The organism is Burkholderia sp. MS389 (assembly GCF_016899425.1).
In the GTDB taxonomy this organism is placed as follows: domain Bacteria; phylum Pseudomonadota; class Gammaproteobacteria; order Burkholderiales; family Burkholderiaceae; genus Burkholderia; species Burkholderia sola.
Genome location: NZ_CP045995.1, coordinates 2,714,277 through 2,741,188 on the forward strand (window position 1 = coordinate 2,714,277; position 26,912 = coordinate 2,741,188).

28 protein-coding genes are annotated in these 26,912 nt (G+C 69.2%); 11 read left to right on the top strand and 17 right to left on the bottom strand.

Annotated elements, in window-relative coordinates:
• Positions 1-132 precede the first annotated feature (132 nt).
• Positions 133-1,368 carry an MFS transporter gene (locus GJG85_RS28510; protein WP_050017961.1) on the bottom strand — a complete coding sequence of 412 codons (1,236 nt, stop codon included), beginning with the start codon at positions 1,366-1,368 and terminating at the stop codon, positions 133-135.
• Positions 1,369-1,520: 152 nt separating this feature from the next.
• Between GJG85_RS28510 and GJG85_RS28515 the strand changes: the two genes are divergently transcribed.
• Positions 1,521-1,991 carry a helix-turn-helix domain-containing protein gene (locus GJG85_RS28515; protein WP_050017962.1) on the top strand — a complete coding sequence of 157 codons (471 nt, stop codon included), beginning with the start codon at positions 1,521-1,523 and terminating at the stop codon, positions 1,989-1,991.
• A gap of 162 nt (positions 1,992-2,153) precedes the next feature.
• Here the strand turns inward: GJG85_RS28515 and GJG85_RS28520 are convergent, their stop codons facing one another.
• Positions 2,154-2,927, bottom strand: a complete 774-nt coding sequence (locus GJG85_RS28520) for an AraC family transcriptional regulator (protein ID WP_050017963.1) — start codon at positions 2,925-2,927, stop codon at positions 2,154-2,156.
• A 25-nt stretch (positions 2,928-2,952) separates the two neighbouring features.
• The gene (locus tag GJG85_RS28525; RefSeq protein WP_006479474.1) at positions 2,953-3,294 is read right to left on the bottom strand and encodes an FKBP-type peptidyl-prolyl cis-trans isomerase; all 342 of its coding nucleotides are present in this window, start codon (positions 3,292-3,294) and stop codon (positions 2,953-2,955) included.
• A gap of 593 nt (positions 3,295-3,887) precedes the next feature.
• On the opposite strand from GJG85_RS28525, the gene GJG85_RS28530 reads away from it, so the two are divergent.
• Positions 3,888-4,805, top strand: coding sequence for a metal-dependent hydrolase (locus tag GJG85_RS28530; RefSeq protein WP_050017978.1), 918 nt, complete (start codon positions 3,888-3,890; stop codon positions 4,803-4,805).
• Positions 4,806-5,250: 445 nt separating this feature from the next.
• Complete coding sequence (locus GJG85_RS28535) at positions 5,251-6,741, top strand: sigma-54 dependent transcriptional regulator (protein WP_050017964.1); 1,491 nt, start codon at positions 5,251-5,253, stop codon at positions 6,739-6,741.
• Positions 6,742-6,769: 28 nt separating this feature from the next.
• On the opposite strand, the gene GJG85_RS28540 is transcribed toward GJG85_RS28535, so the two are convergent.
• From GJG85_RS28540 to GJG85_RS28550, 3 genes are all read right to left on the bottom strand, one after another.
• The gene (locus GJG85_RS28540; RefSeq protein ID WP_089489124.1) at positions 6,770-7,156 is read right to left on the bottom strand and encodes a GtrA family protein; all 387 of its coding nucleotides are present in this window, start codon (positions 7,154-7,156) and stop codon (positions 6,770-6,772) included.
• A 583-nt stretch (positions 7,157-7,739) separates the two neighbouring features.
• A complete protein-coding gene (locus tag GJG85_RS28545; RefSeq protein ID WP_204384127.1) occupies positions 7,740-8,123 on the bottom strand; it encodes a hypothetical protein in 384 nt (127 codons plus the stop codon).
• 107 nt (positions 8,124-8,230) lie between these two features.
• Positions 8,231-9,013 (bottom strand): ABC transporter substrate-binding protein, encoded by a 783-nt coding sequence (locus GJG85_RS28550; RefSeq protein ID WP_089489721.1) that lies wholly within the window; start codon positions 9,011-9,013, stop codon positions 8,231-8,233.
• Positions 9,014-9,247: 234 nt separating this feature from the next.
• On the opposite strand from GJG85_RS28550, the gene GJG85_RS28555 reads away from it, so the two are divergent.
• Together GJG85_RS28555 and GJG85_RS28560 are read left to right on the top strand one after the other, a co-directional pair.
• Positions 9,248-9,667 (top strand): MbcA/ParS/Xre antitoxin family protein, encoded by a 420-nt coding sequence (locus GJG85_RS28555; protein ID WP_050017968.1) that lies wholly within the window; start codon positions 9,248-9,250, stop codon positions 9,665-9,667.
• 29 nt (positions 9,668-9,696) lie between these two features.
• Complete coding sequence (locus GJG85_RS28560; protein ID WP_124639103.1) at positions 9,697-10,365, top strand: RES family NAD+ phosphorylase; 669 nt, start codon at positions 9,697-9,699, stop codon at positions 10,363-10,365.
• 19 nt (positions 10,366-10,384) lie between these two features.
• Here GJG85_RS28560 and GJG85_RS28565 read toward each other — a convergent pair whose 3' ends face one another.
• Positions 10,385-11,116, bottom strand: coding sequence for a metallophosphoesterase (locus tag GJG85_RS28565; protein ID WP_124553965.1), 732 nt, complete (start codon positions 11,114-11,116; stop codon positions 10,385-10,387).
• A gap of 137 nt (positions 11,117-11,253) precedes the next feature.
• Here GJG85_RS28565 and GJG85_RS28570 point away from each other — a divergent pair, with 137 nt between their 5' ends.
• Positions 11,254-11,907: a DUF1345 domain-containing protein gene (locus GJG85_RS28570; protein ID WP_050017971.1), complete on the top strand. Its 654-nt coding sequence runs from the start codon at positions 11,254-11,256 to the stop codon at positions 11,905-11,907.
• Between the two features lie 6 nt (positions 11,908-11,913).
• Here GJG85_RS28570 and GJG85_RS28575 read toward each other — a convergent pair whose 3' ends face one another.
• Both GJG85_RS28575 and GJG85_RS28580 read right to left on the bottom strand, forming a co-directional pair.
• Complete coding sequence (locus GJG85_RS28575; protein WP_124631290.1) at positions 11,914-12,582, bottom strand: glutathione S-transferase; 669 nt, start codon at positions 12,580-12,582, stop codon at positions 11,914-11,916.
• 97 nt (positions 12,583-12,679) lie between these two features.
• The gene (locus GJG85_RS28580; protein WP_089489128.1) at positions 12,680-13,387 is read right to left on the bottom strand and encodes a class I SAM-dependent methyltransferase; all 708 of its coding nucleotides are present in this window, start codon (positions 13,385-13,387) and stop codon (positions 12,680-12,682) included.
• Positions 13,388-13,700: 313 nt separating this feature from the next.
• Between GJG85_RS28580 and GJG85_RS28585 the strand changes: the two genes are divergently transcribed.
• Positions 13,701-15,353 carry a DUF3459 domain-containing protein gene (locus tag GJG85_RS28585; RefSeq protein ID WP_089489723.1) on the top strand — a complete coding sequence of 551 codons (1,653 nt, stop codon included), beginning with the start codon at positions 13,701-13,703 and terminating at the stop codon, positions 15,351-15,353.
• A gap of 78 nt (positions 15,354-15,431) precedes the next feature.
• On the opposite strand, the gene GJG85_RS28590 is transcribed toward GJG85_RS28585, so the two are convergent.
• The 5 genes from GJG85_RS28590 to GJG85_RS28610 form a co-directional block, all read right to left on the bottom strand.
• Positions 15,432-16,016 (bottom strand): thiamine phosphate synthase, encoded by a 585-nt coding sequence (locus GJG85_RS28590; protein WP_050017973.1) that lies wholly within the window; start codon positions 16,014-16,016, stop codon positions 15,432-15,434.
• Between the two features lie 22 nt (positions 16,017-16,038).
• The gene (locus GJG85_RS28595; RefSeq protein ID WP_050017974.1) at positions 16,039-17,382 is read right to left on the bottom strand and encodes a hemolysin family protein; all 1,344 of its coding nucleotides are present in this window, start codon (positions 17,380-17,382) and stop codon (positions 16,039-16,041) included.
• Between the two features lie 76 nt (positions 17,383-17,458).
• Entirely contained in the window at positions 17,459-18,238 is a 780-nt protein-coding gene (locus tag GJG85_RS28600; RefSeq protein WP_050017975.1) for a HAMP domain-containing sensor histidine kinase, read from the bottom strand.
• Positions 18,239-18,305: 67 nt separating this feature from the next.
• Entirely contained in the window at positions 18,306-19,229 is a 924-nt protein-coding gene (locus tag GJG85_RS28605; protein ID WP_204384128.1) for a DMT family transporter, read from the bottom strand.
• Positions 19,230-19,266: 37 nt separating this feature from the next.
• The gene (locus tag GJG85_RS28610) at positions 19,267-20,124 is read right to left on the bottom strand and encodes a LysR family transcriptional regulator (protein ID WP_060733610.1); all 858 of its coding nucleotides are present in this window, start codon (positions 20,122-20,124) and stop codon (positions 19,267-19,269) included.
• Between the two features lie 113 nt (positions 20,125-20,237).
• Between GJG85_RS28610 and GJG85_RS28615 the strand changes: the two genes are divergently transcribed.
• The 3 genes from GJG85_RS28615 (at position 20,238) to GJG85_RS28625 (ending at position 23,285) form a co-directional block, all read left to right on the top strand.
• Entirely contained in the window at positions 20,238-20,621 is a 384-nt protein-coding gene (locus GJG85_RS28615) for a tautomerase family protein (RefSeq protein WP_124553969.1), read from the top strand.
• Between the two features lie 152 nt (positions 20,622-20,773).
• Entirely contained in the window at positions 20,774-22,393 is a 1,620-nt protein-coding gene (locus GJG85_RS28620; RefSeq protein WP_089489130.1) for a CHAD domain-containing protein, read from the top strand.
• 55 nt (positions 22,394-22,448) lie between these two features.
• On the top strand, positions 22,449-23,285 hold the full coding sequence (locus GJG85_RS28625; RefSeq protein ID WP_050018282.1) for a TOBE domain-containing protein: 837 nt from the start codon (positions 22,449-22,451) through the stop codon (positions 23,283-23,285).
• A gap of 181 nt (positions 23,286-23,466) precedes the next feature.
• On the opposite strand, the gene GJG85_RS28630 is transcribed toward GJG85_RS28625, so the two are convergent.
• On the bottom strand, positions 23,467-24,168 hold the full coding sequence (locus GJG85_RS28630; protein WP_050018279.1) for an ATP-binding cassette domain-containing protein: 702 nt from the start codon (positions 24,166-24,168) through the stop codon (positions 23,467-23,469).
• Positions 24,169-24,328: 160 nt separating this feature from the next.
• Between GJG85_RS28630 and GJG85_RS28635 the strand changes: the two genes are divergently transcribed.
• Positions 24,329-25,381 (top strand): RNA-guided endonuclease TnpB family protein, encoded by a 1,053-nt coding sequence (locus tag GJG85_RS28635; RefSeq protein ID WP_204384487.1) that lies wholly within the window; start codon positions 24,329-24,331, stop codon positions 25,379-25,381.
• 13 nt (positions 25,382-25,394) lie between these two features.
• Here the strand turns inward: GJG85_RS28635 and modB are convergent, their stop codons facing one another.
• Both modB and modA read right to left on the bottom strand, forming a co-directional pair.
• Entirely contained in the window at positions 25,395-26,072 is a 678-nt protein-coding gene (gene modB / locus GJG85_RS28640) for a molybdate ABC transporter permease subunit (protein WP_050011358.1), read from the bottom strand.
• Positions 26,073-26,082: 10 nt separating this feature from the next.
• On the bottom strand, positions 26,083-26,877 hold the full coding sequence (gene modA, locus GJG85_RS28645; protein ID WP_050011357.1) for a molybdate ABC transporter substrate-binding protein: 795 nt from the start codon (positions 26,875-26,877) through the stop codon (positions 26,083-26,085).
• Positions 26,878-26,912 lie beyond the last annotated feature (35 nt).

Sequence of the window (26,912 nt, forward strand, 5' to 3'; positions counted from 1 at the left end):
CGCTCGCGGCGCGCAGCGGAGCCGCAGCGCGACCGAAAGCCGGACCGGCGCGCGTGCGCGGCCGGTTCGCATGCCGGCCGCCCGTCTGGGGCGGGCCGGCTTTTCCCATTCCATCCGCACGACCGGTGCGCATCATGCGCGCCGCAGCGTCGCGGCCCATACGCCGAGCGCGGCCACGCTCACCCCCGCGCCGAGCACGCACACGCCTGTCCATCCGGCGCGCGCATACATCATCGTCGCCGCGATCGCACCGAGCCCGCTGCCGGCCGAATAAAACAGCATGTAGCAGCCGACGAGGCGCGCATGCGCGTCCGGCCGCGCGCCGAGAATCATGCTCTGGTTGACGACGTGCACGGCCTGTCCGCCGACGTCGAGCAGCACGATACCGACGATCAGCAGCGCAATCGACGTAGTGCCGAATGCGAGCGGCAGCCACGCGCACGCGAGCAGCGCGAGTGCGGCGCCGGTCGTCGCTTCGCCGCGCCCGCGATCCGCGAGCCGGCCCGCGCGCGCGGCGGCCGCCGCACCCAGCGCGCCGACGAGGCCGAACGCGCCGATCTGCGTGTGCGACATCGCGTGCGGCGGCGCGCTCAGCGGCAGCACGAGCGCGCTCCAGAAGATGCTGAACGCCGCGAACATCAGCAGCGCGATCGTGCCGCGCACGCGCAGCACGCGTTCTTCGCGCAGCAGCGACACCATCGAGCGCAGCAGCGCCGCGTAACCGATGCGTTCGCGCGGTGCGTGCCGATCCGGCAACAGCCGCGACAGCACGACGAGCATCGCGATCGCGAGCGCACCCGATACGAGATAGACGGCCCGCCACCCGGCGATGTCGGTGACGACGCCCGCCACCGAGCGCGCGGCCAGCAGCCCGACCACGACGCCGCCCTGCGCAGCACCCACTACGCGGCCGCGTTCGCCTGCGCCGGCGAGCGCGGCCGCGCACGCGATCAGCCCTTGCGTCATCGCGGTGCCGAGCAATCCGACCGCGACCATCCCGGCCAGCAGCGCGACGCGTGTCGACGCGGCAGCCACGCCGATGCAGGCCGCGGTCAGCAGCAGAAGCTGCACGGCGATCAGGCGCTTGCGGTTCAGCAAGTCGCCGAGCGGCACGACGAACAGCAGCGCGAGCGCGCAGCCGAGCTGCGTCGCGGTGACGACGCCGCCGATGGCGGCCTGCGACACGCCGAAATCCCGCGCGATCGAATCGAGCAGTGGCTGCGCGTAGTAGACGTTCGCGACGCTCGCCGCGCAGCAGACGGCCAGCAGCGCGACGCGCGCCGACGACAGGCGGCCGCCGTCGGCCGGATGGACCGCGTCGGTTCGCGCGTTCGATGCAACGGTGCCGGAACGGCAGGATGACTCCATGGTTGCCTCACGCAATGGAGTTGCAATTTGAAACTTGTTTGGAGTGTAGGGAAAGTGGTTTTAAAATGCAACTTGTTGGGTGACGGGCCAAAGGCCCGCGCACGGATGGTCGGCATGCCTGCGAAGGCGCCGGCGCAATTGTGGAGAGGAAGATGGCCAGGCAGAAAAGTCTTGCGGATTCGGCGTGCCCGGTGGCGCGCGCGACCGATATCGTCGGCGATCGCTGGGCGTTGCTGATCGTGCGCGATGCGTTCGACGGCGTGCGCCGCTTCGGCGATTTCCGCGCGAGCCTCGGCGTCGCGAGCAACATCCTGTCCGACCGGCTGAAGCGGCTGGTGGACGCCGGCGTGTTCGACGTCGTGCCGGCGTCCGACGGCACCGCGTATCAGGAGTACGTGCTGACCAAAAAGGGCGAGGGGCTGTTTCCGGTCATCGTGATGCTGCGGCAGTGGGGCGAGGTCAACCTGTTCGCGCGCGGCGAGCCGCATTCGGTGCTGGTCGACCGCGGCACCGGGCGCGCGATCCGCAAGCTCGCGCTGCGGCACGACGACGGCCGGCCGGTGAAGGCGGCCGAGACTATCGTGAAGAAGATCGGTGACGAAGCGGGCACGACGCGTCGGTGAGCGCGGTGCGTGGCGACCATCGGCTGGACGCGCGGCGCGTTCATGCGCGGCACGGCCTCGCACGGAACGGACAGCGGCTGTCGAAGCTCATTCGGCCGTAATGCCACGGCGCGAGCGAGCGCCGCATCCGCTATCGCGGGAAAACCGGCGTCGCTGGGCCGTTCAGTGCCGTCCGCCACGCCAGCGTCCCGGCGCGACGCCGAAGCGCTTCGTGAACGCATGCGTGAACGTGCTTTGATCGGCGAAACCGACGCTGCCCGCGATGTCGACGAGCGAATGCCGGCCGTCGGCGAGCAGCACGACCGCTGCGTCGAGCCTCAGCCGCTGCAGGTAGCGATGCGGCGTTTCGCCGAACGCGTCGACGAACAGCTGATGAAACCGGCGCATCCCGTAGCCGCAGTGCGCGGCGAGATCGGCGATGCGCAGCGGATCGGCGAGCCGCGCGCGCAGCCAGCGGTCGATGCGCGCGAAATCGAGGCCCGACGCGGGCGCGGCAATGCCGGCATCGTCGAGCAGCGCATCGCACAGGCGTGCGGCGGCCTGCCACTGGAAACGGTGCGCGGCCGCCTGCCGTGCGTCGCCGGCCGGCGCATCGTGCTGCACGGCGACGGCCGCGACCTGCGCGACGAGCGACGTGAGCGCCGGGGCGATCGACACGGCGCGCGCATGGTCGAACAGCCGCTGCGGCACCGCGAGCGATGTGGCGGGCAGGTCGATCACGAGCTGGCGATTGTCGTCGAGGCCCGCGTAGTCGTGGCGCGCGCCGGCCGGAATCAGCCAGGCCGCGTGCCGGTCGATGCGCCGGCCGACCCCGTCCACCGCCATCACCATCGCGCCATCGACGCCGAGCACGACCTGGTGGAAGTCGTGCACGTCCGACGCTTCGCACGTGGCGTAGCGGCGCAGCGCGATGGCGGGGGAGGCGATGCGTTCCATCCGAAGGAAGCGGCCGGATGCGGGGTCAGACGTCGAGCAGTTCGACTTCGAACACGAGCGTCGCGTTCGGCGGAATCACGCCGCCTGCGCCGCGCGGGCCGTAGCCGAGTTGCGGCGGAATCGTCAGGCGACGCACGCCGCCGACCTTCATCCCTTGCACGCCTTCGTCCCAGCCCTTGATGACCATGCCGCCGCCCAGCACGAACGCGAACGGGTCGTTACGATCCTTGCTCGAATCGAATTTCTGACCATCGGTCAGCCAGCCCGTGTAGTGGACGCTGACGGTCTTGCCGGCTTGCGCTTCCGCGCCGGTGCCTTCGGTCAGGTCTTCGTACTTGAGGCCCGATTCGGTCGTGATGACGGACATGATTTCTCCTGAAAGAGCGTGACGTAAAACCGCTATTGTAGGCGAGCGCGCAGCGGGCCGGCGCGTGCGGATTTCGCGCCGCCGTACGCGTGTCGGCAAGCGTATCGCCCAGCGTGGCGGAGCGCCGCGCGCGGGATCGCCCGACACGCCATTGGAACGCGCGTTTGAATTTTTCGCGCGTCGCGGCGCCGAGGTTGCACCACGCGAGGGCGCCGAGTGTATGAATCGATGCGACCGGCACGCGTTGCCGCAGGCTGCACGACCGTTGCCGGATTCCACGGCACGCCCGCCACACGAGGCTTGCGGGCGGGCGGCGCGGTGCCGAACCGGTTCCGGCGCGTCACCCGTACGCCAACCCGCGCGTTCGAATCGCGACCTGTCCGGGCGCCGCTCGCGCGCCGTTTTTTACGCCGTTCCGACCGTGCCCTGTTTGGAAGCGCGCATCTACCGCGCGGCTTGCGTGCGCCGGCGCGCGCGGCCTATCTTTACATCTGTCGATGTCAGGATTTGGCGGCGCGCGATGTGCCGCCCGGGCTTGCGCCGGCTGCGTCGGACGATGCGCCGGGCCGCTCCGCAACAGGAGAACGATGAACATGAAGTCAGCCGCTTCCGCCACCGCAGCCGGCATCATGCCGGTGCGTCGCGACCTGCGCTTCGACCTGCCGGTCGACCGCGCGAAGGACTGGCATGGCCTCGGGTCGCACGTGACCCATTTCTTCAACGCGCTATCGCTGCTGTTTCCGGCCGGCGAGCGTTTCTTCATGGATTCGGTGCGCCACTATCGCGACCGGATCGACGATCCGGTGCTGAGGCAGCAGGTGCTCGGCTTCATCGGCCAGGAGGCGATGCACACGCGCGAGCACGTCGAATACAACGAGCTGATGCAGGCGAACCGGCTGCCCGCGCGCAAGCTCGACAAGCGCGTGTGGACGGTGCTCGGCTACCTGAAGCGCAAGCTGCCGCATTCGATGCAGCTCGCGCACACGGTGGCGGCCGAGCACTATACGGCGATGCTCGCCGACTGGCTGCTGAGCGACCCGACGCGCCTGGCCGGTTCGGTCGAAGGCTACCGGCAGATGTGGCTGTGGCACGCGCTGGAGGAAACCGAGCACAAGGCCGTGTCGTTCGACGTGTGGAATGCCGCGATGAAGCCGGGGCTGCGCCGTTACCTGATCCGCATCGGCGTGTATCTGCTGACGACGCTGACGTTCTGGCCGACCGTGTTCCTGATCCATGTGACGCTGCTGTGGCGCGATCGCCGCGCCGGCCATCACGTGCGCGGCCTGCTGCGGGTGCTCGCGTTCCTGTACGGGCCGCGCCGCGGGCTGTTCCCGCGCATCGCCGGCGAATGGCTGAGCTTTTTCCGGCCGGGCTTCCACCCGTGGGATCACGACAATCGCCACCATCTCGCGCGGGTCGACGCGCTGGCCGCCCGCTACGGCCAACACGGCGGCACGCCGGCCGGCCGCGGCCGCGCGAACGCGCCGGCGCCGCTCGCGTCGGGCCGCTGACCGGGCCACCCGCCGCACGGCGGGGCGCCGCGCATGTTGCGTGCGTGCATCATCTGACTGCTTCCGACGATTGACGCAAATCAACCGGAACCGGTTGCCCGGGCGCCCGCTTGCCTGGCCGAGCGGTTGCGCACGCATGCGCCGGCACGCCGATCAGACGTGCGCCGCGTCGCGCGCAATCGCCGCGCGCCAGCGCCGGCGCGGCTGTGCGCGCACGGCGCCGGCCCTTTCCACTCGCGCGCCGTGCCCGCCTCCGGGATAACACCCATCCAGCCGCAGGCCGGCCGCATCGATATACCGTTCATGGCAACGTCGACCGCCGGCGCGATTCATGCGCAGGGGGATTTTATTCGGACGGAAATACGGCCAATATGTCGGTTCGATCGTGTCCGTCGTACGCGGCGGTGAGCCGGCGCGCGATACCAACGCCAAGCGGGGAACAACGATGGTTGCAAGGTCACCCGACGCAAACGGGCAGGCGGCGCCCGAGATGACGGACGTGTCCGTCACCGCTCCCGAGGCCGGACGCAAGCTGTTCGTGATCATGCGCACGCCCGACGAGCCGTTGCTCGCACAACTGCGCGGGCTCGGCTGGGAGATCGCGGTCGCGAAGACGGCCGGCGCCGCGCAGAACATGACCTCCGGCGTGAGCGTGGCCGCCGGGCTGGTCGATTTCACCGGGTTCACGTCGCGCGACTATCCCGCGCTGAAGATGTGCCTGAGCCAGCCGGCAATCGGCTGGATTTCCATCGCGCAGGCCGGCATCACGATCGGCCCCGCCGTGCGCGAACTGATCCGCAGCTATTGTTTCGACTACGTGACGCTGCCGCTGCCGTACGAATGGATTTCGCACGTGCTCGGCCATGCGCGCGGGATGGCCGCGCTCGATCGCGTCGACGGCGCCGCCTATGCGGCGTCGATCGGCGAACACGGGATGATCGGCAATTGCGAGGCGATGCAGCAGTTGTTCAGCACGATCCGCAAGGTCGCGAAGACCGACGCGAGCGTGTTCATCTCGGGCGAGTCGGGCACCGGCAAGGAACTGACGGCGCTCGCGATTCACGAGCGCTCCGGCCGCGGCAAGGGGCCGTTCGTCGCGATCAATTGCGGCGCGATTCCGCATCACCTGCTGCAGTCGGAGCTGTTCGGCTATGAACGCGGCGCGTTCACCGGCGCGAACCAGCGGCGCGCGGGCCGGATCGAATCGGCGAACGGCGGCACGCTGTTTCTCGACGAGATCGGCGACATGCCGGTCGAAAGCCAGGCGAGCCTGCTGCGCTTCCTGCAGGAAGGCAAGATCGAGCGGCTCGGCGGGCAGGAATCGATCGCGGTCGACGTGCGGATCATCTCGGCCACGCACGTCGATCTCGACGGCGCGGTCGAGGCCGGGCGCTTCCGCGCGGATCTCTATCACCGGCTGTGCGTGCTGCGCATCCACGAGCCGCCGCTGCGCGCGCGCGGCAAGGACATCGACATCCTCGCGCACTACGTGCTGCAGAAATTCAAGGCCGACAGCGGCCGCAAGATCAGCGGCTTCACGTCGGCCGCGCTCGACGCGATGCGGCGCTACGAATGGCCCGGCAACGTGCGCGAACTGATCAACCGCGTGCGGCGCGCGATCGTGATGGCCGAGAGCCGGCTGCTGACGCCGCACGATCTCGGGCTCGAGACGCCCGGGGAAACCGAACCGGTGACGCTCGAACAGGCGCGGTCGCTGGCCGAGCGCACCGCGATCGAGAACGCGCTGCTGCGCAACGACCACCGGATCAACAAGGCCGCCGCCGAACTCGGCATTTCACGCGTGACGCTCTACCGGATGATGATCGAGCACGGGCTGAACGATCACGACAACACCGGCGGCAACGGCGGGAATGGCGACAGCGGCGGGCACGACGGCGCGCCGTCGGACGACGCGGGGCATCAGCGGGTCGGATGAGCGGCGCGCGCGATGCGTGCGGCGCGGCTCACCGATAGGTCCACAGCCGATGCAGCACGAACGTGACGGGCGGCACGCACAGCACGACCGCGACGATGCTCCATGCGCGGGCGAGCCCGAGCGCGTCGGTTGCGTGCGCCAGCAGCATCGTCGCGGCGAGGCCGGCCATCGCGACCGCGAGAAAGCGCACGAAGTTGCCCCACGTCACCGGCGACGAAAAACTCCACAGCGTGTTGGCGAGATACGAGAACGCGGTCGAACAGACGAACGCGGTCGCGTTCGCGATGACGGGCGTCGCGTCGAACAGCGCGAACATCGCGGCGGCGATCAGCGCATGCAGCGCGGTCGAGCCCAGGCCCGACACGCCGAAGCGGATCAGTCTCGCGCGCTCGGCGGCATGGAAGGTACGGATCATCGTGGGCGGGGGGGCGCGAGGTTGCGTGAAATCGCGTGAAGCGGTGTCGCAGTATAGCCATGCGATCGGCCGCCGCGTCCAGCGTCCGGCAGCGACGGGCGGTGCGTCTTGCCGCAGCCGGGCATGTAAAGCCCATGAAACATTTCGCGTTGGCCCCCACGCGAATTTCCGCGACGAACCGGGTCGATCGGCCAGTCCGCCGCCGGTAAAAATTCCGCGCTCCATTGTTCAGCCTTATTCCGCAAGGCCCCGCCGTTGCGCGGCCGGCGCGTGCCGCGGCGCCGATGTTTCAGTTTCGTAACTTCCGGCATTCCGCGCCCGTTCCGGCCGCCAGCCGGTTCGGTCACCGCCTTGTCCGGCCGGGCTTGCGCAGCGCTGGCCCGCTCCTTGCGATGAAGGGCATGCGAGAGTCGACGGCGCGAGATCCGTCCGGTCAGGCAGCGAAAGCCGCCGCGATCGACCAGGATGCAGTCCGCGGGGATGCGGCGGCCGGGCGCGGTGCAGCGGGCCGCGTCACGGCGAGCAGGAAACGTCGTCGCCCGATCGCCGGGGCATCGGCATCGTCCGGTTGCCGGAACAAACATCAGACAGCAAACGGGGTAGAAAAATGATCGATCATCACACGCCGCGGTCCGCAGGCCGCGATCGCAGTGATTCGGGACATCGCCGCTCGAGCGTCGCGCTTGCGGCCGACCGGCATGCGACGACAGGCCATCTCTCCGCGCCCGGTGCGAGGCGGATCCGGCTGCTTGCCGGTCATCCGCGCCGGGTCGGCACTTTCCTGCACGCGAATCCGATCCGCATGGGCATGTGCACACGGGCGCCGATACCGCGACGTCCGATCTTCGCCTATTGACGCGAGCGGCACGACGTTCGTTCGCACGGTCATCATTTCCGCGAACGATTGATCCGTTATCCGAACGATGGTCGACGCATCGTGCTGCACGCGATGCAGGAAGACAGGCATTCGATGCAAGGGCGAACCACGCGCCGCCGTTGCCATCCGGTTGAAGGGGAGGGGCGGTCGGACGCGCGCGACGGAAGCAGTAATCCGTACGCGCGCGACGCCGTTTTTCAACCGCCGTAGATGTCGAAGTCGAAGTACTTCGACGCGAGCCGCTTGTAGGTGCCGTCCTTGACCATGTCGGCGATCGCGCGGTCGATCTTCGCCTTCAGGTCGGTGTCCTCCTGGCGCAGGCCGATGCCGGCGCCGATGCCGAGCACCTTTTCGTCGACGAGCTCGGGCCCGACGAACGTGTAGTTCGCGCCGCGCGGCGATTTCAGGAATCCGATCGCGGCCTGCACTTCATCCTGGAGCGCCGCGTCGAGGCGCCCGGCGATCAGGTCGGCATACACGCCGTCCTGGTTCTGGTACGACACGACGTTCGCGCCTTGCTTGCCCCAGTACGCCTTCGCATACGTCTCCTGCGTCGTGCCCTGCTCGACGCCGATCGATTTGCCCTTCAGCGATTCGGCGGTCGGCAGCAGCGACGAGCCTTTCTTCACGACGAGCCGCGTCGGCTGGTTGTAGATCTTCGTCGTGAAGCCGATCTGCTGCGCGCGCTGCGGCGTGATCGACATCGACGACAGCACCGCGTCGAACTTCTTCGCTTTCAGCGCCGGAATCATCCCGTCGAAATCGTTCTCGAGCCACACGCATTTCGCTTTCAGGCGCGCACAGATCTCGTTGCCGAGATCGATGTCGAAGCCGACGAGCTTGCCGTCCGGCGCCTTCGACTCGAACGGCGCGTAGCTGGCGTCGGTGCCGAAGCGGATCGTGGTCCAGTCCTTCGCGATGGCGGGGCCTGCGGATACCGCGAGCAGGGCGATCGAAACGGCGGCAATCAGTCTCTTCATGGTGCGTTCCTTGGCGTGGTGCATCCGGGTTCTGGGCGACACGGTTTCCACGGACACGACCCGCGCCGTGACGCGGTGTCCGCACGGTCATTAACGCAGAAAATAAAATAAGAGTCCAGAATGGACAAAAAATATCGATTGAGCGGATCGGTGTGACGATCGATGGGTGCGACCCTTGCAAAAATACGAGAATGGACTAATCTTGTTAGTAAATTCGTTTCGAGACTAACGATCATGTCACAGCCCGCGTACGAGTCGCATTCCGCCGTGCCGCACGCTTCGGTCGCGCAGATGTCGGCCGCCGGCCTGCGCGCGTTTTTCAACATCGCGCGCGACTGGGAACTGACGATCGACGAGCAGATCGTGCTGCTCGGGTCGCCTGGCCGCTCGACGTTCTTCAAGTGGAAGGCCGCGCCGGAATCGGCCCGCCTGCCGCGCGATACGCTCGAGCGGCTATCGCTGTTGCTCGGCATCTACAAGGCATTGCAGATCCTGCTGCCGCAGCCGGCCGCGGCCGATGCATGGGTCAAGCGGCCCAACGACGCGGCGCCGTTCGGCGGCAAGCGCGCGCTCGACCGGATGCTGGCCGGCAACGTCGGCGATCTGGTGGCCGTCCGGCAATATCTCGACGCGATGCGGGGTGGCTGGGCGTGACGACACCGATCGAAGTCACCCGGTGGCCCATGACCACCGTCGACTGGGCGCCAGCCTATCGCGTGATTCCCACCCGTTTTCCGGCCATCAACCTGTTCGACCGCGTCGCGTCGGCGGACGATTTCGACGCGCTCTACGCACTCGAATCGCTGACCAACGACCGCATCCGCAACGAAGTCGGCACGCTCGACCTCGTGCCGCCGGCCGAGCGCCGCTACGGGCAGGGCTGGGGGCCGATCATGGCCGCGTTCACGCACCTGAATCCGCTGGGCAGCCGTTTTTCGGACGGCAGCTACGGCGTGTTCTACTGCACGCGCTCGCGCGACACGGCGATCGCCGAAACGCGCTATCACAGCGGGCTGTTCCTCGCCGCGACGAAGGAGCCGCCGATGCGCCAGCAGATGCGGCTCTATACCGTGTTCGCGCATGGCGACGTCGCCGACGTGCGCACGTGGCCGCAGCGCGATCCCGCGTTGCTGGACCCGGTCGACTACGGCGCGGGGCAGGCGTTCGGCCGCGCGGTGCGCCATGCCGGCGGCGCGGGGATCATCTATCCGTCGGTGCGCGATCCGCGCGGCGAGTGTCTGGCCGCGTTCCGCACGACGCTGCTGCGCGACTGCCAGCATGCGGCTTATCTCGAATACAACTGGAACGGCTCGGCCGTCGATGCGGTGTTCGAACTGAATCAGGTCGGCTAGCGTTCGCTTGGCCGGCGCGTCAGGGCAGCGCCCAGTCGCCCGCGTGGCGCTCGCGCGCTTCGGCCTGCGTCATCGACCACGTGCGGCCGGTGCGCGGCTCGGCGAGCGTGAGCCGCCCGGCCGGCGCGAACGCACCCGTGTCGATGAACCATTGCGCGCCGATCCGCTGCGGCTCACGCACCGGCGTGTGTCCGGTGCAGGTCAGCGACAGCCCGGCCTGAAGCGCCGGATCGGCGAGCCCCTGGACGAGATCGCGGCCCCAGATCAGCCGCTCGCGCACGTCGTGCGGATAGCTGCCGGTATCGAGATCCGCGTCCGAGCCGAAGAATTCCGCATGCAGCACGTTGAAGCGCGCGGGGCCGTCGCCGATCACGCGCACGAGCGGCAGTGCGTCGACGCGCGCCGCATGCGCGCGCAGCCGTTCCGGCGGCAGGTCGGCGCCCCAGTCGCCGCCGATCCCGCGCCATGCGTCGGGCGGCAGCTTGCCGCGCGCGACGAGGCTCAGCACTTCCTCGTGATTGCCGCGCACGACGTGGCACCACGGCCGGTCGAGCAGGTCGAGCGCGGTGTCGGAGGCCGGGCCGCGGTCGACGAGATCGCCGACCGAGAACAGCCGGTCGCGGGCCGGATCGAAGCGGACGTCGTGCAGCAGCGCGCGCAGCACGTCGACGCAGCCGTGCAGGTCGCCGACGACGAAGTCGCGGCCGGCCGTGTTCGCGGGATGGCGGCAGAGCAGGGCGGTGGCGGTCATTCCGTTATCTTAGGCGCTCCTTGGGCGCGCGCGCCCATCGCCACGTCACGACGGAATGAGGATAATCGGGGCGCGTTGCGCGCCGGCGCTGCCGCGCGCGCGGCCGAACCCTTTCCATCCGCTTTCGGAATCACACGATGACGCTTTATCCGCAGGTATTACGCAACCGGCCGCGCATGGTCGCGGCGTTCGTCGCCGGCGTGCTGTGCGCGGTGCTGCTGCCGCTTCCGCTGCGAGCCACCGCGCGGGCACTGATCGGCTGGGATTGCGCGGTCTGGTTGTATCTGGTGTTGATGTGGGTGCGCATGGTCACCGCGCATCATCACAAGGTGCGCGAAGTCGCGATCCGCGAGGACGAAAACGCGACGACCGTGCTGACCGTCGTGTGCCTTGCGACCGTCGCGAGCGTGGCCGCGATCGCGATCGAACTCGCGACCGCCAAGAGCGTCGGCTTTCGCGCGGGGCTCAGCCACTACGCGATTACGGGCGCGACGCTGTTCGGCGCGTGGTTCCTGATCCCGACGATCTTCACGCTGCACTACGCGCGGCTCTATTACGGCTCGCCGAGCAGCGACCGCGCGCTCCGTTTCCCGGACCGGAACCCGGAGCCCGATTACTGGGATTTCCTGTATTTCGCGTTCACGATCGCGGTCGCGTCGCAGACGGCCGACGTGTCGCTCGCGAATCGTTCCGCGCGGCGCTCGGTGCTCGCGCAATCGATCCTGTCGTTCTACTTCAACATGGCCGTGCTCGGCTTGTCGATCAACGTCGCGGCGGGGCTGCTGAGCTGACGCCGGTTATTTGAGCAGATCGTACCGGCCGCCGCGTTCCAGCGCCCGCTGGTACGCAGGCCGCGCATGGATCGTGTCGAGAAAGCGCGCGATTGCCGGATACCGGCTGCCGCCGCCGCGCGCGGTCGCGGCTTCGAGCGGAAAGCTCATCTGGATGTCGGCCGCGCTGAAGCCGTCGCCGACGAACCAGCCGCTGCGCGCCAGCGTGCCGTCGACATGGCCGAGATGCAGGTCGATCTGCGGATCGACGAATCCCGACTGCAGCGTCGCGGCGATCTTGCGCGCGATCGGCCGCGCGAAGAACGGCATCGGCGCATGCGCGATCCGCAGCGCGACGAGCTTGAGCAGCAGCGGCGGCATCGCCGACCCTTCCGCGTAGTGCAGCCAGTACGTGTAGTCGTGCCGCTCGGGCGAGCCGGGCGGCGGCGCGAGACGCCCGTCGCCGTAGCGGTCGACCAGGTATTCGATGATCGCGCCCGATTCGGCGAAGGTGCGGCCGTCGTCGGTCACGACGGGCGACTTGCCGAGCGGATGGATCGCGCGCAATTCGGCCGGCGCGAGCATCGTTTTCGGATCGCGTTCATAGCGCACGATCTCGTACGGCGCATCCAGTTCTTCGAGCAGCCAGAGCACGCGCTGCGAACGCGAGTTGTTCAGGTGATGGACGGTGAGCATGTCGAGGCCGGAAGGGGGCGGGAACGACATCATACCGAGCGCGTCCGTTGCGCACGCAAATAGCGTTGCGCGCGCCGTTTCGTGCCGCGCCGAACCGTCATGCGCGCCGCACCGCGATCCACGCGCCCCAGAACAGGCTCGCGAAAAAACGCAGCGGCGCGTCGAACCCCGCGTCGCGCAGCAGCGCGAACACGGCTTCCTCGGACGCGGGCGGATCGGCGCCCTGCAGGATCTTCGCGAGTTGCGCACGCACGGCGTCGGGCGTGGCGCCTTTCATGCGCCAGCGCTGCTGCCACGCGTCGAGCAGGCGCGGGTGGTCCGCGTAGCGGCGATGGTTGCCGGCGAGCACGAGCGGCGCGCCGGGCTTCAGGCGTCGCGCGATCGCGTGCAGCAGCGCGGCCTTCGCGTCGTCGCCCGGCACGTGATGCAGTACGCCGATCAGCGTCGCGCCGTCGAACGCGGGCACGTTGGGCAACGCGTCGACGCCGTCCTCGACGAACGCCGTACGCGCGCCGAAACCCGCGGCTTCGACGTTCGAGCGCGCAAGCGCGAGCATCGGCGCGGACGGGTCGACGGCCGTGAACCGCCAGCCCGGTTCGAGCGCGGCCGCGACGCAGATTTCCTGGCCCGTGCCGCCCGCGCCGGCGACGAGCATCCGCGCATCGGCCGCACCGATCGCCGACGCGAGCATGCATGCGGTGAGTTCGTGGCACGCATCGTAGCCGGCGAGCGCGATGCGCGATTGCTCGGCGTATTCGTGTGCGCGTGACGGATCGAATTTCGCGGCGCTGGCGGGAAGCGACATGGCAGGTCCTCGGATCGGGGCGGACGACATGTCCGCGAACAGGACGCAGAGCGTATGTGCGCGCGGCCGGCGCAACAAGACGAGCAATCATTCCGGTATGCAGACTACCCGACTCGTCGGCGCGTGCCGGCCGGTTTCCCGTGCGATTTTCCAAGGGTCGATTCGCATTTAAAAATGTCTGACTACGATGCATCGACGTGGCGAATCCGGCGCATACTCGGTGCTCTCCCCCCGCCTGGCCTTCGCATGCCGGGCCCCGATGCGCTGCGCCATCGGCGCGGCCATGCCGCTCGGTACGCACGAGGAGCGCATGATGTCCGATTGTCCGCACGATCCGTACGCGCAGCACTACATCCATTGTTTGCCGTTTGGCGCGCAGCCCTGCGGCGCGCTGTGCACGACGCCGCGCACGCATTTCCGCGTGTGGGCGCCCGGCAGCACCCACGTCGAGCTCGAACTCGATACCGGCTACGGCCCGATGCTCGTCCCGATGACGAGCGCCGGCCCGAACTGGTTCGAGGTCTTCGTCGACTGCGGCGCGGGCGCACGTTACCGCTATCGTCTCGACGACACCGTATCGATTCCCGATCCCGCGTCGCGCTCGCAGCCCGACGGGCTCGACGGCCCGAGCGAGGTCGTCGATCCGCGCGCGTTCACGTGGCGCAATACGTTCTGGCACGGGCGCGCGTGGGAAGACATCGCGCTCTACGCGATCCGCCCGCACGCGGTGGGCGGCTTCGACGGCGTGCGCCGCCGGCTGCCGCAACTCGCGCGCCTCGGCGTGACCGCGCTGGAGCTGCTCGCGTCGCCGCACGACAGCCTGCCGTTCGCGCCGCTCGCGGCCGAAGGCGGCCCCGACGCGCTGAAGGCACTGATCGACGCTGCGCACGGCTACGGTCTCGCGGTGCTGCTGGAACTCGACTACGCGCGCTTCGGCAGCGGCACCGACGCGCTGCGCCACTACGCGGGGCCGTTCTTCCATACGCGCGACGATCCGCTGCAGGCCGCGCCGCTCGCGCTCGATCATCCGGAAGTTTGCGATTTCTTCTGCGACAACGCGCTGTACTGGATCGACGAATACCGCTGCGACGGGCTGCGCCTGCGCGAAGCCGACCGGATCGGCGTGTCGTGGCTGCGCGAGATCGCGGATCGCGTGCGCGCCGCCGTGCCGGCCGACCGGCTGATCCACCTCGTGCTCGGCAGCGAGCGGCATCCGGCGCATCTCGCCGATACCCATTTCGATGCGCAGTGGAACGGCTGCGGCGAACGCGCGCTGCACCGGCTCACCGGGCGCGACACGTCGGCTCATGAAGGCATTTCCACGCACCAGTCGATTCACACGCTCGCCCGCGCGCTGACCGCGGCCGGCGCGGCGTACCAGCCGGCCGCATCGGCGGACGGGATGGCCGCCGACAGCGGACTGTCGCTGACGTCGCTCGTACTGTCCGACGGCGCATGGCGCGACAGCGGCCCGGGCGATCACGGGCAGGCGGCCGGCTTGGCCGCGCTCGCGCTGTCGCTGCTCACGCCGCAGATCCCGCTGATCTTCGACGAAACCGCGCGCGACATCGACCGTGCGCATTTCGTGCAGTCGGCGCTCGCGGTGCGCGCGAAGCTGATCGCGCCGAGGCTGTCCGATTGCCGGCCACAGGCAGCCCATGCGCTCAAGGCGGACGGCGACGGCGATGCCGACGCGCTGTGCGCATCATGGCGGCTCGCCGACGACGAGACGTTGACGATCGCGTTGAACCTGTCGCCCGATGCGGTGCCGTTCGACGCACCGGTCGGGCGGGTGGTGTTCGAGACGCCGGCACGCGCGCGCGACCGGGTCGAGGAAGGGGAGTTGCCGCCGTATTCGCTCGTCGCGTGGCTGACGGGCGACGTCAATCGCTACGCGCTGACGCACGACGTGCGTCGCCTCGACGACGGTTCATGGCGCGGCAGGCGTCCGAACCTGAACGCATGAGCCGATGAACGCGTGAGGCGGCGTGGCGGGGCGGTAAGCGATCGTGCGCGGCCGCGCTGCCGGAAAGCGCCGAATTAATTACCAGAACCCGCGAATGCCCGCGATGCCGTACGCGCCATGACGGCGCGCATCGTCGAGGTGCGCGCGCGTCATGCCGCCGAGCGCGAACACGGGCATCGCGGCCTGTGCGGCCAGCGCGTCGAATCGCGCCCAGCCGAGCGCTGGCGCACCGGGGTGGCTGAGCGTCGGCAGCACCGGCGACAGCGTGACGAAATCCGCGCCGGCGCGCGCGGCCAGCAGCAGATCGTCTTCCGAGTGGCACGCCGCGGACACCCAGCGTCCGGCCGGCAGCGGCCGCTGCACGGCGGCGCGCAACGCGGCGCCGTCGAGATGCCAGCCGGCGCCGTCGAGCCGCATCACGCCGGCTGCCTCGATCGGGCCGTTCAGCATCAGATGCGCGCCGGCCGCGTCGCAGCGCGCGAGCGCCGCGGCGGCCAGCGACGCGAAAGCGGCCGCGTCGAACGATTTCACGCGCAGTTGCACGAGCGTTTCGCCGCGCGCGAGCACGGCCGACAGCCGGTCGAGGAACGCGGCCCGATCGGCCGCCGACGCGGACGCCGGTTCCGGCGTGATCACGCAGCAGCGCGGCAGCGGCCCATTCATCGCGCGATGCAGCGCGCGGCCGTCATTCGTCGGCCTCTTTCGCGATCTTCGGATAGACGCGCACGAGCACGATGCGCGGCCCGTTCATCTTCTTCACGACGACGTCGAAGCGGTCGAACGACACGCGCTGCCCTTCGGTCGGCAGGTCGCTCAACGCCTGGATCACGAGGCCGCCGACCGATTCCGCGCGGCCTTCGTCGATGTCGATGCCGAGCGCCTGCTCGAGCGACACGACGGGCAGGCTGCCCTTGCCCATCAGCGTGCCGTCGTCGAGGCGGCTCCAGTCGGCGTCTCCCTGGCGGAATTCGTCGTGGATCTGGCCGACCAGCGCGCCCAGCAGGTTGTCGAGCGTCAGGAAGCCGATCGGCTTCTCGCCCTTGTTGCCGACCAGCGCGAAGTGCGGCGCGCCCTTGCGGAAGCGGCGGAACAGCTCCAGCGCCGGCGTGTCGGGCTTCACGTACTGGACCGGGCGCACGTAGTCGGACAGATCCTCGAGCGCGGCGCCCGCGTGACGCGCGAGCAGCAGGTCCTTCAGGTGGATCAGCCCGCTCACCTGTTCGCGCGACGCATCCTCGAACAGCGGATAGCGGCTGAAGCGGTGCCGCGCGACGATCTCCATGTTGTCGGGCAGCGGCAGGTCGCGCCGCAGGCCGATCATTTCATGGGCCGGCCGCATCAGGTCCGACACGGTCATCGACGAAAAATCCAGCGAATGCGCGAGCGTATTCCACTCGTCGTTGCTGTACGTGCCGCGCGCCGGCTGGGCCGCATTGCCGGCCGCGCTGCGGCGGCTGCGCAGGATCAGCTTCAGCTCGTCGGTCGAATAGTGCGCATCGCCGCCGTGATCGGCCGACAGCCCCGCAAGGCGCAGCACCGCGTTCGCGCTGGTGTTGAGCACCCAGATCGCCGGATACATCGCCCAGTAGAACGCGTAGAGCGGCAGCGCGACCCACAGGCCGACCTTCTCCGGCTGACGGATCGCCATCGATTTCGGCGCGAGTTCGCCGACGACGATGTGCAGAAACGAGATCAGCGAGAACGCGAACACGAGCGAGATCAGGTGCACGACGCGTTCGGACTCGACGCCGATCAGGTCGAGCAGCGGGCCGATCAGTTCCGCGAACGCCGGTTCGCCGACCCAGCCGAGGCCGAGCGACGCGAGCGTGATGCCGAGCTGGCACGCGGAAAGATACGCGTCGAGCCGGCCGTGCACGATGGCGAGGATGCGCCCGCGCAGGCCGTGCTTGCGGGCGAGGGTCTTGACGCGCGTCGCGCGGAGTTTGACGAGGCCGAATTCGGCCGCAACGAAGAACCCGTTCAGGGCCACCAGGAACAACGCGCCGATGAGCGCGAAGATCTGTAACAAAGAATCGCTCCGGTTATGACAGGCCCGTCAGTATAGAGCCAGAAAGGAATTCGTAATGTGTCGGGCGGGCGCTTGCTTACACCGGCGCCTCGCACGGAATCGAGAACGTGAGGGTGGCGCTCGCGCCGTCGACGAACACGTCGTGCGCGAACGTGCCGCCGTGCGCGAGGGCGACGCGCTGGCACAGCGCGAGCGCCCATGCGCTGCGTTTCGCGTCGCGCTCGTGCAGCATCTCGCGCCGCGCGAACGATTCGAACGCGTGCGGCTGCGCGGGATCGACGAGCACGCCGGCGTTGACGGTGCAGGTGGCGTGCGCGGTGAACTGCACACCGTCGCGCGTGCAGGCGAACGCGACGCGGCTGCCCGCGGCGCTGGCCTCGACGGCCGTCGTCAGCAGCGTCCAGAGCGCCTGCGCGACGCGTTCGCGATCGACGGTGAGCGACGGCTCGCCGTCCGGCAGCGTCGTGTCGAGCGCGACCTGGCGGGCGTCCGCGAGCGCGAAACGCACGAGCGCGATCGTTTCGTCGAGCAGTGCGCGCAGCGCGAACGGCCGAGGCGCGAGCGCGAGCGTGCGCGTTTCCGCGCGCGGCGCGTCGAGCACGCCATCGATCAGCGCGACCTGCTGGTCGATGCCCGTGCGGATGCCCGCGAGCGCGCGCTGCAGGTTCGGGTCGGCATTCGCGAGCTGGCGCTCGAGCACGTAGGCCCAGCTGTGCATCGCATTCAGCGGGCTGCGCAGGTCGTGCGACGCGGTGGAGAGCGCCTGGTCGCGCAGGAACAGCGCCGCCTGGGCGGCGTAGTGCGCTGCGCGTTCGCGCAGCAGGTCGGCGGCGGGATCGACGGAAGTGGACGTCACGGAGCTGGCCTGTCGGAAGCGGTTGGCGTGGAAGTCACGCGAATCGCCATTATAGGGACGGTGGGCGTCACGCCGGCAGCGCGTCCTCGTCCTTTTTCCGCGCGTCGCCGTTCGGCAGCAACTGGCACGCGAGCAGGCCGGCCAGCATCAGCGCGCAGCCGACGAGCGCGCGCAGCGTCAGCGTTTCGCCGAGCGCGGCCCAGCCGGCGATCGCCGCGAATACGCCTTCCATGCTGAAGATCACCGCCGCGTGCGCGGGCGCCGCGTCGCGTTGCGCGACGACCTGCAGCGTATAGCCGACCCCGACCGAGAGCAGCCCGCCGTACAGCAGCGTCGGCAGCGCCCCGCGCAGCATCGCGACGCTGACCGGTTCGACGGCGAGGCCGACCGCGAGACACGCGACGCCGCATACGGCGAACTGCAGGAACGCGAGCACGAGCGGATCGTGGCGCTTCGCGAGATGGCCGACCGCCATCACGTGCGCGGCGATGATGACGGCGCCCGCGAGCTGGAACCAGTCGCCGTAGAGCACCGAGAAGTGCTCGTCGATGCTGAGGAAATACAGGCCGATCGCGGCCAGCAACGCGCCGAACCACATGCCCGCGCCGATCCGGTGGCGCGCGAACACGCCCATCAGCGGCACGATCACGACGTACAGCGAGCTGATGAAGCCGGCATTCGCGATCCGCGTGTATTGCAGGCCGACCTGCTGCAGCGAGATCGACACGGCGAGCAGGCCGCCGAGCGCGACGCCCGGCAGCAGCAGCGCGGAGTCGCGCCGGATCGCCGCGAGCTGCGCGCGCGACGCCGGATTCAGCATCAGCAGCGGCACCAGCACGAGCGCGCCGAGCAGGAAGCGCAGCCCGGTGAACAGGAACGGGCCGATCACGTCGAGGCTCAGGCGTTGCGCGACGAAAGCGGAGCCCCAGATCGCGGCGGCGCCGAGCATCAGCAGGTTGGCGCGGAGGTGCTGGCGGGCGTCGGGCTTCAATGGAATTCGTCTGGAGATTGCGCAGGAGCCCGCTAGTTTACGCCGAGATTGCAAGACTGTCGGCGAACCTGCGCAGCGCGGCGGCGGCGCGGGCGTCGCGTACCCGCGAATACAGCACGACCTGCGATTGCGGCAGCGCCGGCAGCCCGAATTTCGCGCCGACGTCGACCAGCGTGCGCGGGGCGACGCGCCGCGCGAGCGGACAGACGGCCAGCCCCGCCGCGGCGGCGGCCGCGACCGCCGCGACCCCGCCGCCCGTGAAGCGCTCGCGCCATGGCAGCCCCGCTCGGTCGAGCGCGCGCAGCGCGGCGGCCCGCACGCCGCAGGGGCCGGCCAGCACCGCGAGCGGCAGCGGCTCGCCGGCGCGCGGTGCCCAGTCGGGCGCGGCGAGCCAGGCCAGCGGCTCGGTGAAGAGCGGCGTGGCGTCGTCGCGCGGCGGATCCTCGCCGGGCTCGTGCCGCGCGATGACCGCGTCGAACCGCCGTTCGTCGTATTGCGGGAGCAGGCTCGTCGACGCCCCGAGATGCATTTCCAGCGACAGCCCCGGATCTTGCCGGTGCAGGCTCGTCAGCACGGCCGGCAGGTCGGGCACCGCGACGTGCTCGCTGACGCCGAGCGACAGGCGCACCGTGCCGGTCGAGATCGCGCCGAGCGCACGCTCGTGCGCGTCGAGCAGCGCACGGGCGGCCGGCAGGAAATTCTCGCCGTCGGCGGCCAGCTTGACGACGCGCGGCGTGCGCGCGAGCAGCGGCTTGCCGAGATGGGCTTCCAGCCGCTTCAGCTTCAGGCTGACGGCCGATTGCGTGGTGCCGAGCGCATCGGCGGCGCGCGTGAAGCTGGCGAGGTCGGCGACCAGCACGAACGCGCGGACGGCATCGAGATCGAGTACTTTCATTTCAAATGAAAATGGATGAAATATTCATCAATGACTGTTCATTATAGGTTGCCGCGCCTAACCTGACGCTGTGTTTTCGTTCTTCAACGTCACTCACCGACAGGAGCAGCACCATGCCATTCACCCGTATCGCCGTACGCGAAGGCAAACCGGCCGCCTACCGCAAGGCCCTCGTCGACGGCGTGCAACGCGCGCTGATCCAGACGTTCAACGTCCCCGAGGACGACATCTTCATGGTCGTGACCGAGCATGCGGCCGAGAACTTCGTGTTCGGCCGCCATTACCTCGATATCGAACGCAGCGACGATCTCGTGATCATCCAGATCACCGCGAACAACACGCGCACGCTCGAGCAGAAGCGCTCGCTGTACCGGACGATCGCCGACAACCTGTCGCAGCAGCCGGGTGTGCGGCAGGAAGACGTATTCATCAGTCTGGTCGAGGTGCTGAAGGAGAACTGGTCGTTCGGCAACGGCATCGCGCAATACGCGGTCTGACGTGCCGGCTTGACCTGCCTGTTTGACGTGCCACACGGAGACAGGGCCGGATCGTCGCCTGCGTCCTTTTGGGGCGTGTACTATGGAAGTTGCTTCACGAGCGACGCTGGCGCGGTCGATGCGCCGGCGATCCTTCATGTGCAGGAGCCTCCATGTCGCGTGTGCTGGAAATCGTGTTGTCGTTGTCGCTGGAAGGGTGGCCGGTCCAGGGCGCAAGCCGCACCCGTGGCGCGCAGCGCGATTTCGGCGCCGAACTCGTGCGTGCGTGGCGGATCTGCCCGCAGGTCCGGATGCGGCGCGGCCACGAGCGCGTGACGATCGAGCCGTGCCAGATCGAGGAGGCCGAGCGGAGCCCCGGCGCGAACTGGTGGACCTGGGTGGAATCGAACGCGCATGGCACGCGGGTCGTCGCATCGCGCACCGAGACGTTCGCCCCCGGCGTCACGCAGCGTGAGCTGTTCGACGCGGAGCACGCGGGCATCGTCGTCGCGGCGCCGCTGCCGGTGCCCACGACGGCCGGCGCAGCCGATGCCGACGCGCCGGCCGCCGACGCCGAGGGCATTGCGCCGGACACCGACGAAGCGCGGGCCCAGGCGTCGGCGCTGCGCATCGTCAGCGAACGGCGGCGCGGGCGCTGGGCCGACGACAGCGGCGTCGTGGTCGAGATGACGCTCGACGACATCATGCTGCATGGCGGCGGCGAGCCGCCGCGCCGCTACGTCGAGCTGCGTCTGGCCGCGCCCGACTGGGAAACCGTGGCCGCGCGCACGGCCGCGTTGCACGCGCTGTTTGCCGCGGCGCGCGAACTGAGCGGCGCGTGGCCCGCGTTCGTGCAACTGACGAGCGTGATCGACCGCGCCTGTGCGGGCGGGCCGGTGGCCGCCGCGCTGGTCAAGGCGCAGCCCGTCGACCTGACCGGCATCCGCACGCAGCGCGCCGCGCTGTTCGCGCTGGCCGGCGACATCACCGCGCAATGGCTCGGCAATGAATGCGGCGTGCTCGATCGCGACGATCCCGAATTCGTGCACCAGATGCGCGTCGCGCTGCGCCGCCTGCGCACGCTGATGCGCTTCTTCCCGCGCTTCACGGACCGTCAATGGAAGGACACGCTCGGCGTCGACCTGCGCTGGCTCGCCAAGCTGCTCGGCACGGTGCGTGACTGGGACGTGTTCGCGACCGAGAGCCTGCCCGCGCTGATCGCGGCCGACGGCGGCGGCAGCGACTGGGACGGCACGCTCGACGCCGCCCGTGCGCAGTCGATGGCCGCGCGCGTCGAACTGCGGCAGGCGCTGCATTCGGCCCGCTATGCGCGGCTGACGCTCGGCTGGCTTGAATGGCTGAGCGCGCTCGTGCTGCCGGCGGCCGACGGCGACGACGCGCCGTCGCTGCGGCGTCACGCGACCAAGCGCGTGCGGCGGCTGTTCGGTCATCTCTACGGATCGCCGTCGCTCACGTCGCTCGACACGGCGGCGCGCCACCAGGTGCGGATCGATGCGAAGCGGCTGCGCTACGCGCTCGAATTCTTCGCGTCGCTGGCGTCGCGCCGCACGCGCACCGAGACGGTCAAGACGTTGGCGCGCGTGCAGAGCGTGCTCGGCGAAGCGAACGACGCGATGGTCGCGCTGCACCATCTCGAGCAACTGTCGGCGCCGCCGTACCAGCTCGGTTTCGTGCGCGGCTACGGCGCCGCGCTCCAACAGCGGGCCGCGCGCGACGCCGAGACGCTGCTCGCCAGCCTGCGGCCGCCGAAGCTCGACGGCAAGTCGGGCTGAGCGCCACGCGCCGGACCCTATAATGGCCGCCCGTTTCCCCGCACGCATGCCGATGATGACCGACGCACCGCATTCTTCCTCGTCCGCCGAACCGCTCGAACTGGGCGGCGAGCTGTGGCTGCGCGCCGGCGAACAGACGCTCGGCGGCGCGACGCGCATCGCGCTGCTCGCGGCGATCGGCGACACCGGTTCGATCACGCGTGCGGCGAAGGCGGTGGGCCTCAGCTACAAGGCCGCGTGGGACGCGGTCGACACGATGAACAATCTCGCCGGCGAACCGCTCGTCGCGCGTTCGACCGGCGGCAAGGGTGGCGGCGGCACCACGCTGACGCCGCGCGCGACGTCGCTGATCGCCGCGTTCCGCGCGATCGAGCGCGAGCATCGCCGTTTCATCGAGGCCGCGAGCGCGGCCGTTGCCGGCTTCGACGTCGACTGGGCGCTGATCGGGCGGATCGGGATGAAGACGAGCGCGCGCAACCAGTTGTTCGGCAAGGTCGCATCGATCGTGCGCGGCACCGTCAACGACGAGGTCACGCTTGCGCTGCCGGGCGGGCAAGCCGTCGTCGCCGTGCTGACGCACGAAAGCGCCGAGGCGCTCGGGTTGCGGGAAGGCGCGGACGCGTGCGCGCTGGTGAAGGCGTCGTGGGTCGTGCTCGCGGTCGACGAGGGCGGACCCGACCTGAAGGTGTCCGCGCGCAACCGGCTGCGCGGCGGCGTCGAAGCCGTCACGGCGGGCGCGGTCAACAGCGAGGTGACGCTGGCGCTCGACGGCGGCGGGACGCTGACGGCCGTCGTGACCAACGACAGCGTCGATGCGTTGCAGCTCGACGCCGGTCGGCGCGCGATCGCGCTGTTCAAGGCGTCGAGCGTGATTCTGGCGGTGACGGGCTGACCCGCGCGGTAGCGCGGCTTGCGTTGGCCGGCGGCCGGCGTGCGGGGCGGGGCGAAGCCGGTGCCGCACGCGTGCGCATCGCACCGGCTTCGTTTCCGCGTTCAGCATGTGCCGCGACGCGGCTGCTCCCAGGCTCCAACGTGGCGACCGGCGCCACGCTCACGACCACGGCGTCGCGCGCTCAGGTGACGCGCGTCGGCCACTCGGCATGCGGCGAACTCGCCTGCACGCGTCCTTCGCTCAACTGCACGACCTGATCGCCGAACGCGGCGACGTCGTCGGGGTCGTGCGAGATCAGCACCATCGGGATGTCGAGCCGCGCCTGCAGCTCGGCGAGCTCGTGGCGCATGCGCTGGCGCATCGCGCCGTCGAGCGCCGCGAACGGTTCGTCGAGCAGCAGGATGCGCGGCTGCGCGACCAGCGCACGGGCGAGCGCCACGCGCTGCTTCTGCCCGCCCGACAGTTGCGACGGATATTGCCCCGCGAGCGATTCGAGATCGAACGCGCGCAGCCAGTACGCGACCTCCGGCGGCGCCGTCTTCGCGCGCGGGTTGCGCAGGCCGGCCGTGAGCCCGAACGCGATGTTCTGCCGCACGTTCAGATGCGGGAACAGCGCGTAGTCCTGGAACAGGTACGCGACACGGCGTTCGCGGGTCGGCACGTCGATGCGGCGCGCGGCGTCGAACAGCGGCTCGCCGTTCAGCGTGATCGCGCCTGCGTCGGGCGTCAGCAGCCCGGCGATCGCCTGCAGCGTCATGCTCTTGCCCGCGCCCGACGGCCCGAACAGCACGACGCGCTGCGTCGTCGCCGTGAACGACACGTCGAGCGTGAAGCGGCGCTCGGCGTTCGCGTAGGTCTTGCGGATATCGACGACGACGCTCATGCGGGCCTCCGCCGAAGCGGGCCGGCTGCCGGACGACAGACGTGATACGGGCAGCGCAGGTGCTTCATCAGAATTTGCTCCGAGAAACCCCGTCCTTCAGGACGGGGAGGAGAGGCGTGCTGTTGACAGACAGCTTCTTCCACGGGTTAGGATCACCTGCATGATCCTTGTCTATCGCTACCGGGTGAAATCGCTCAACGGACTGCTCAACAAGCAGAGCCGCGCGGTGAACTACGTCTGGAATTTCTGCAACGACACGCAGAAGCACGCGCTCAAGTGGAGCAAGAAGTGGCCGACCGGATTCGACCTGAACGTGCTGACAACCGGCAGCAGCAAGGAACTCGGTATTCACTCCGGCACGATCAACGCAACATGCGAGCAATATGCGAAGTCGGGCAGCCAGCACCGTCGGCCCTACCTGCGCTATCGCGGCAGGAAATCGCTCGGCTGGGTGCCGCTGAAGGGCCGTGACCTGAAGCGCGAGGGTGACGCGTTCCGTTTCGCCGGCAACATGTTTCGCGTGTTCAACAGCCGGCCGCTTCCCGAAGGCAAGATCAAGGATGGGACCAACTTTGCGCAGGATGCACGCGGCAACTGGTTTCTCAACATTGTGATCGAGATGCCGGATGTTCCGGCCCGACCTATCCGTTCCGGTGTGGGCATCGATCTCGGCCTGAAAGACTTCGCCGCACTTTCGACCGGCGAGAAGCTGCCCAATGACCCGTTCGGTCGACGAGCGGCGGAAAAGCTGGCGAAAGCGCAACGAGCGCGAAAGCACAAACGGCATATCGCGAAGCTGCACGCGAAGGTGGCGAATGTCCGCGCCGACTTCCAGCACAAGCTCGCGCTCGATCTGGTGCGGCGCTTCGATTACATCGCGGTCGGCAACGTGTCGGCCGCAAAACTCGCCAGAACCAGAATGGCGAAAAGCGTCTACGACGCATCCTGGTCGTCCTTCCGAAACAAGTTTCGTTACAAAGCGATCGCGCACGGGGCCACGCTCGAGGAAGTCGACGAAAGCGGTTTTACCCAGTCCTGTTCGGCGTGCGGGTCGCAAGCCAGCACGACGCGGCCGAAAGGTATCGCGGGACTGAGAATAAGAGAATGGGCCTGCAGTGGATGTGGTGTCGTGCATGATCGAGATATCAACGCTGCGCTGAACATTCTCCGATGCGGACGTGCATCGCCAGGTGTGGGAATCCTCTCCCTTTAGGCGGAGGAGGACGTCAAGTCAACTGGCTCCGCCGGGCGCGCGACGGCACGAGCCAGCCGGTCGCGAGCAGCACGAGCACGCAGGTGATCGACGTCACCAGCACGAGGAAGTTGGCCGTGTTGTCGTCGCCGGCCTGCACGGCCGCGTAGATCGCGACCGACAGCGTCTGCGTGCGGCCGGGCAGGTTGCCGGCGATCATCAGCGTCGCGCCGAATTCGCCGAGCGCGCGCGCGAACGCGAGCAGCGCCCCGGCGAGAATCCCGCGCGTAGCGAGCGGCAGCGTGACGCGGAAGAACACCGCGGCTTCGCCGAGCCCGAGCGTGCGCGCGGCGCGCTCGAGATGCGGATCGACGCCCTCGAACGCCGCGCGCGCCGATTTCAGGATCAGCGGAAACGCGACGACCATCGACGCGATCACCGCGCCTTGCCACGTGAACACCAGTTCGATGCCGAACCTGTCGAGCCACGCGCCGAACACGCCGCGCCGGCCGAGCAGCACGAGCAGGTAATAGCCGAGCACCGTCGGCGGCAGCACGAGCGGCAGCGTCAGCACGGAATCGACGACGTCGCGCAGCGGCGAGCGCCAGCGCGCGAGCATGAACGCGGCCGCGACGCCGAGCACGATGTCGAGCGCGGTCGCCCAGCCGGCAACCTTCAGCGACAGCAGTAGCGGGACCCAGGCGTCTTGCATCGCGATTCGCTCACTTGGCGGGCTTGAAGCCGAACGTCGACAGCACGGCCTGGCCCTGCGGCGACGCGACGAAATCGATGAACGACTGCGCCTGCGCGGCGTGGCGGCTGTCCTTGACCACGGCGATCGGGTAGGTGATGGCCGTCCGGGTCGGCACCGTCAGCGCGATTTTCACGCGGCCCGGCATGATCGCCGCGTCGGTGCCGAACACGAAGCCTGCGTCGACCTCGCCGCGCGCGACGTAGTCGAGGCTCTGGCGCACGTTGGCGGCCAGCACGCCCTTCGTGCTGACCGCATCCCACACCCCGGCCGCGCGCAGCGCGCCCTCGGTGTAGCGGCCGACCGGTACCGACGCCGGGTCGCCGTACGCGATGCGCTTCACGCCCGGCGCGGTCAGGTCGTTCAGCGACGTCGGCGCGGCCGCGCGGCTGTCCGCCGGCACGATCAGCACGAGCGAGTTCGCCGCGAAATCGCGGCGCGTGCCGGGCACGATCACCTTCTCGTTCACCGCCCGATCCATCGCCTTCTGGTCGGCCGACGCGAACACGTCGGCCGGCGCGCCCTTGGCGATCTGCTGCATCAGCACGTCCGATGCGCCGAAGTTGAACAGCACCCTGGTGTCCGGATGCTGCTTCTCGTACGCGTCGCCGACGGCCTTGAACGCGTTCGTCAGGCTGGCGGCCGCCGACACGACCAGTTCGTCGGCGGCGCAAGCGGGCGCGCTGAGCGCGATCCCGGCGGCGAGCGTGGCGATCGGCAGTAAGCGAAGCAGGGCGCGGCGAAGCGGACGGACGGTTGAGCGCATGGGAGTTCGTCGTGAATGGGTGGAAACCGTCATCG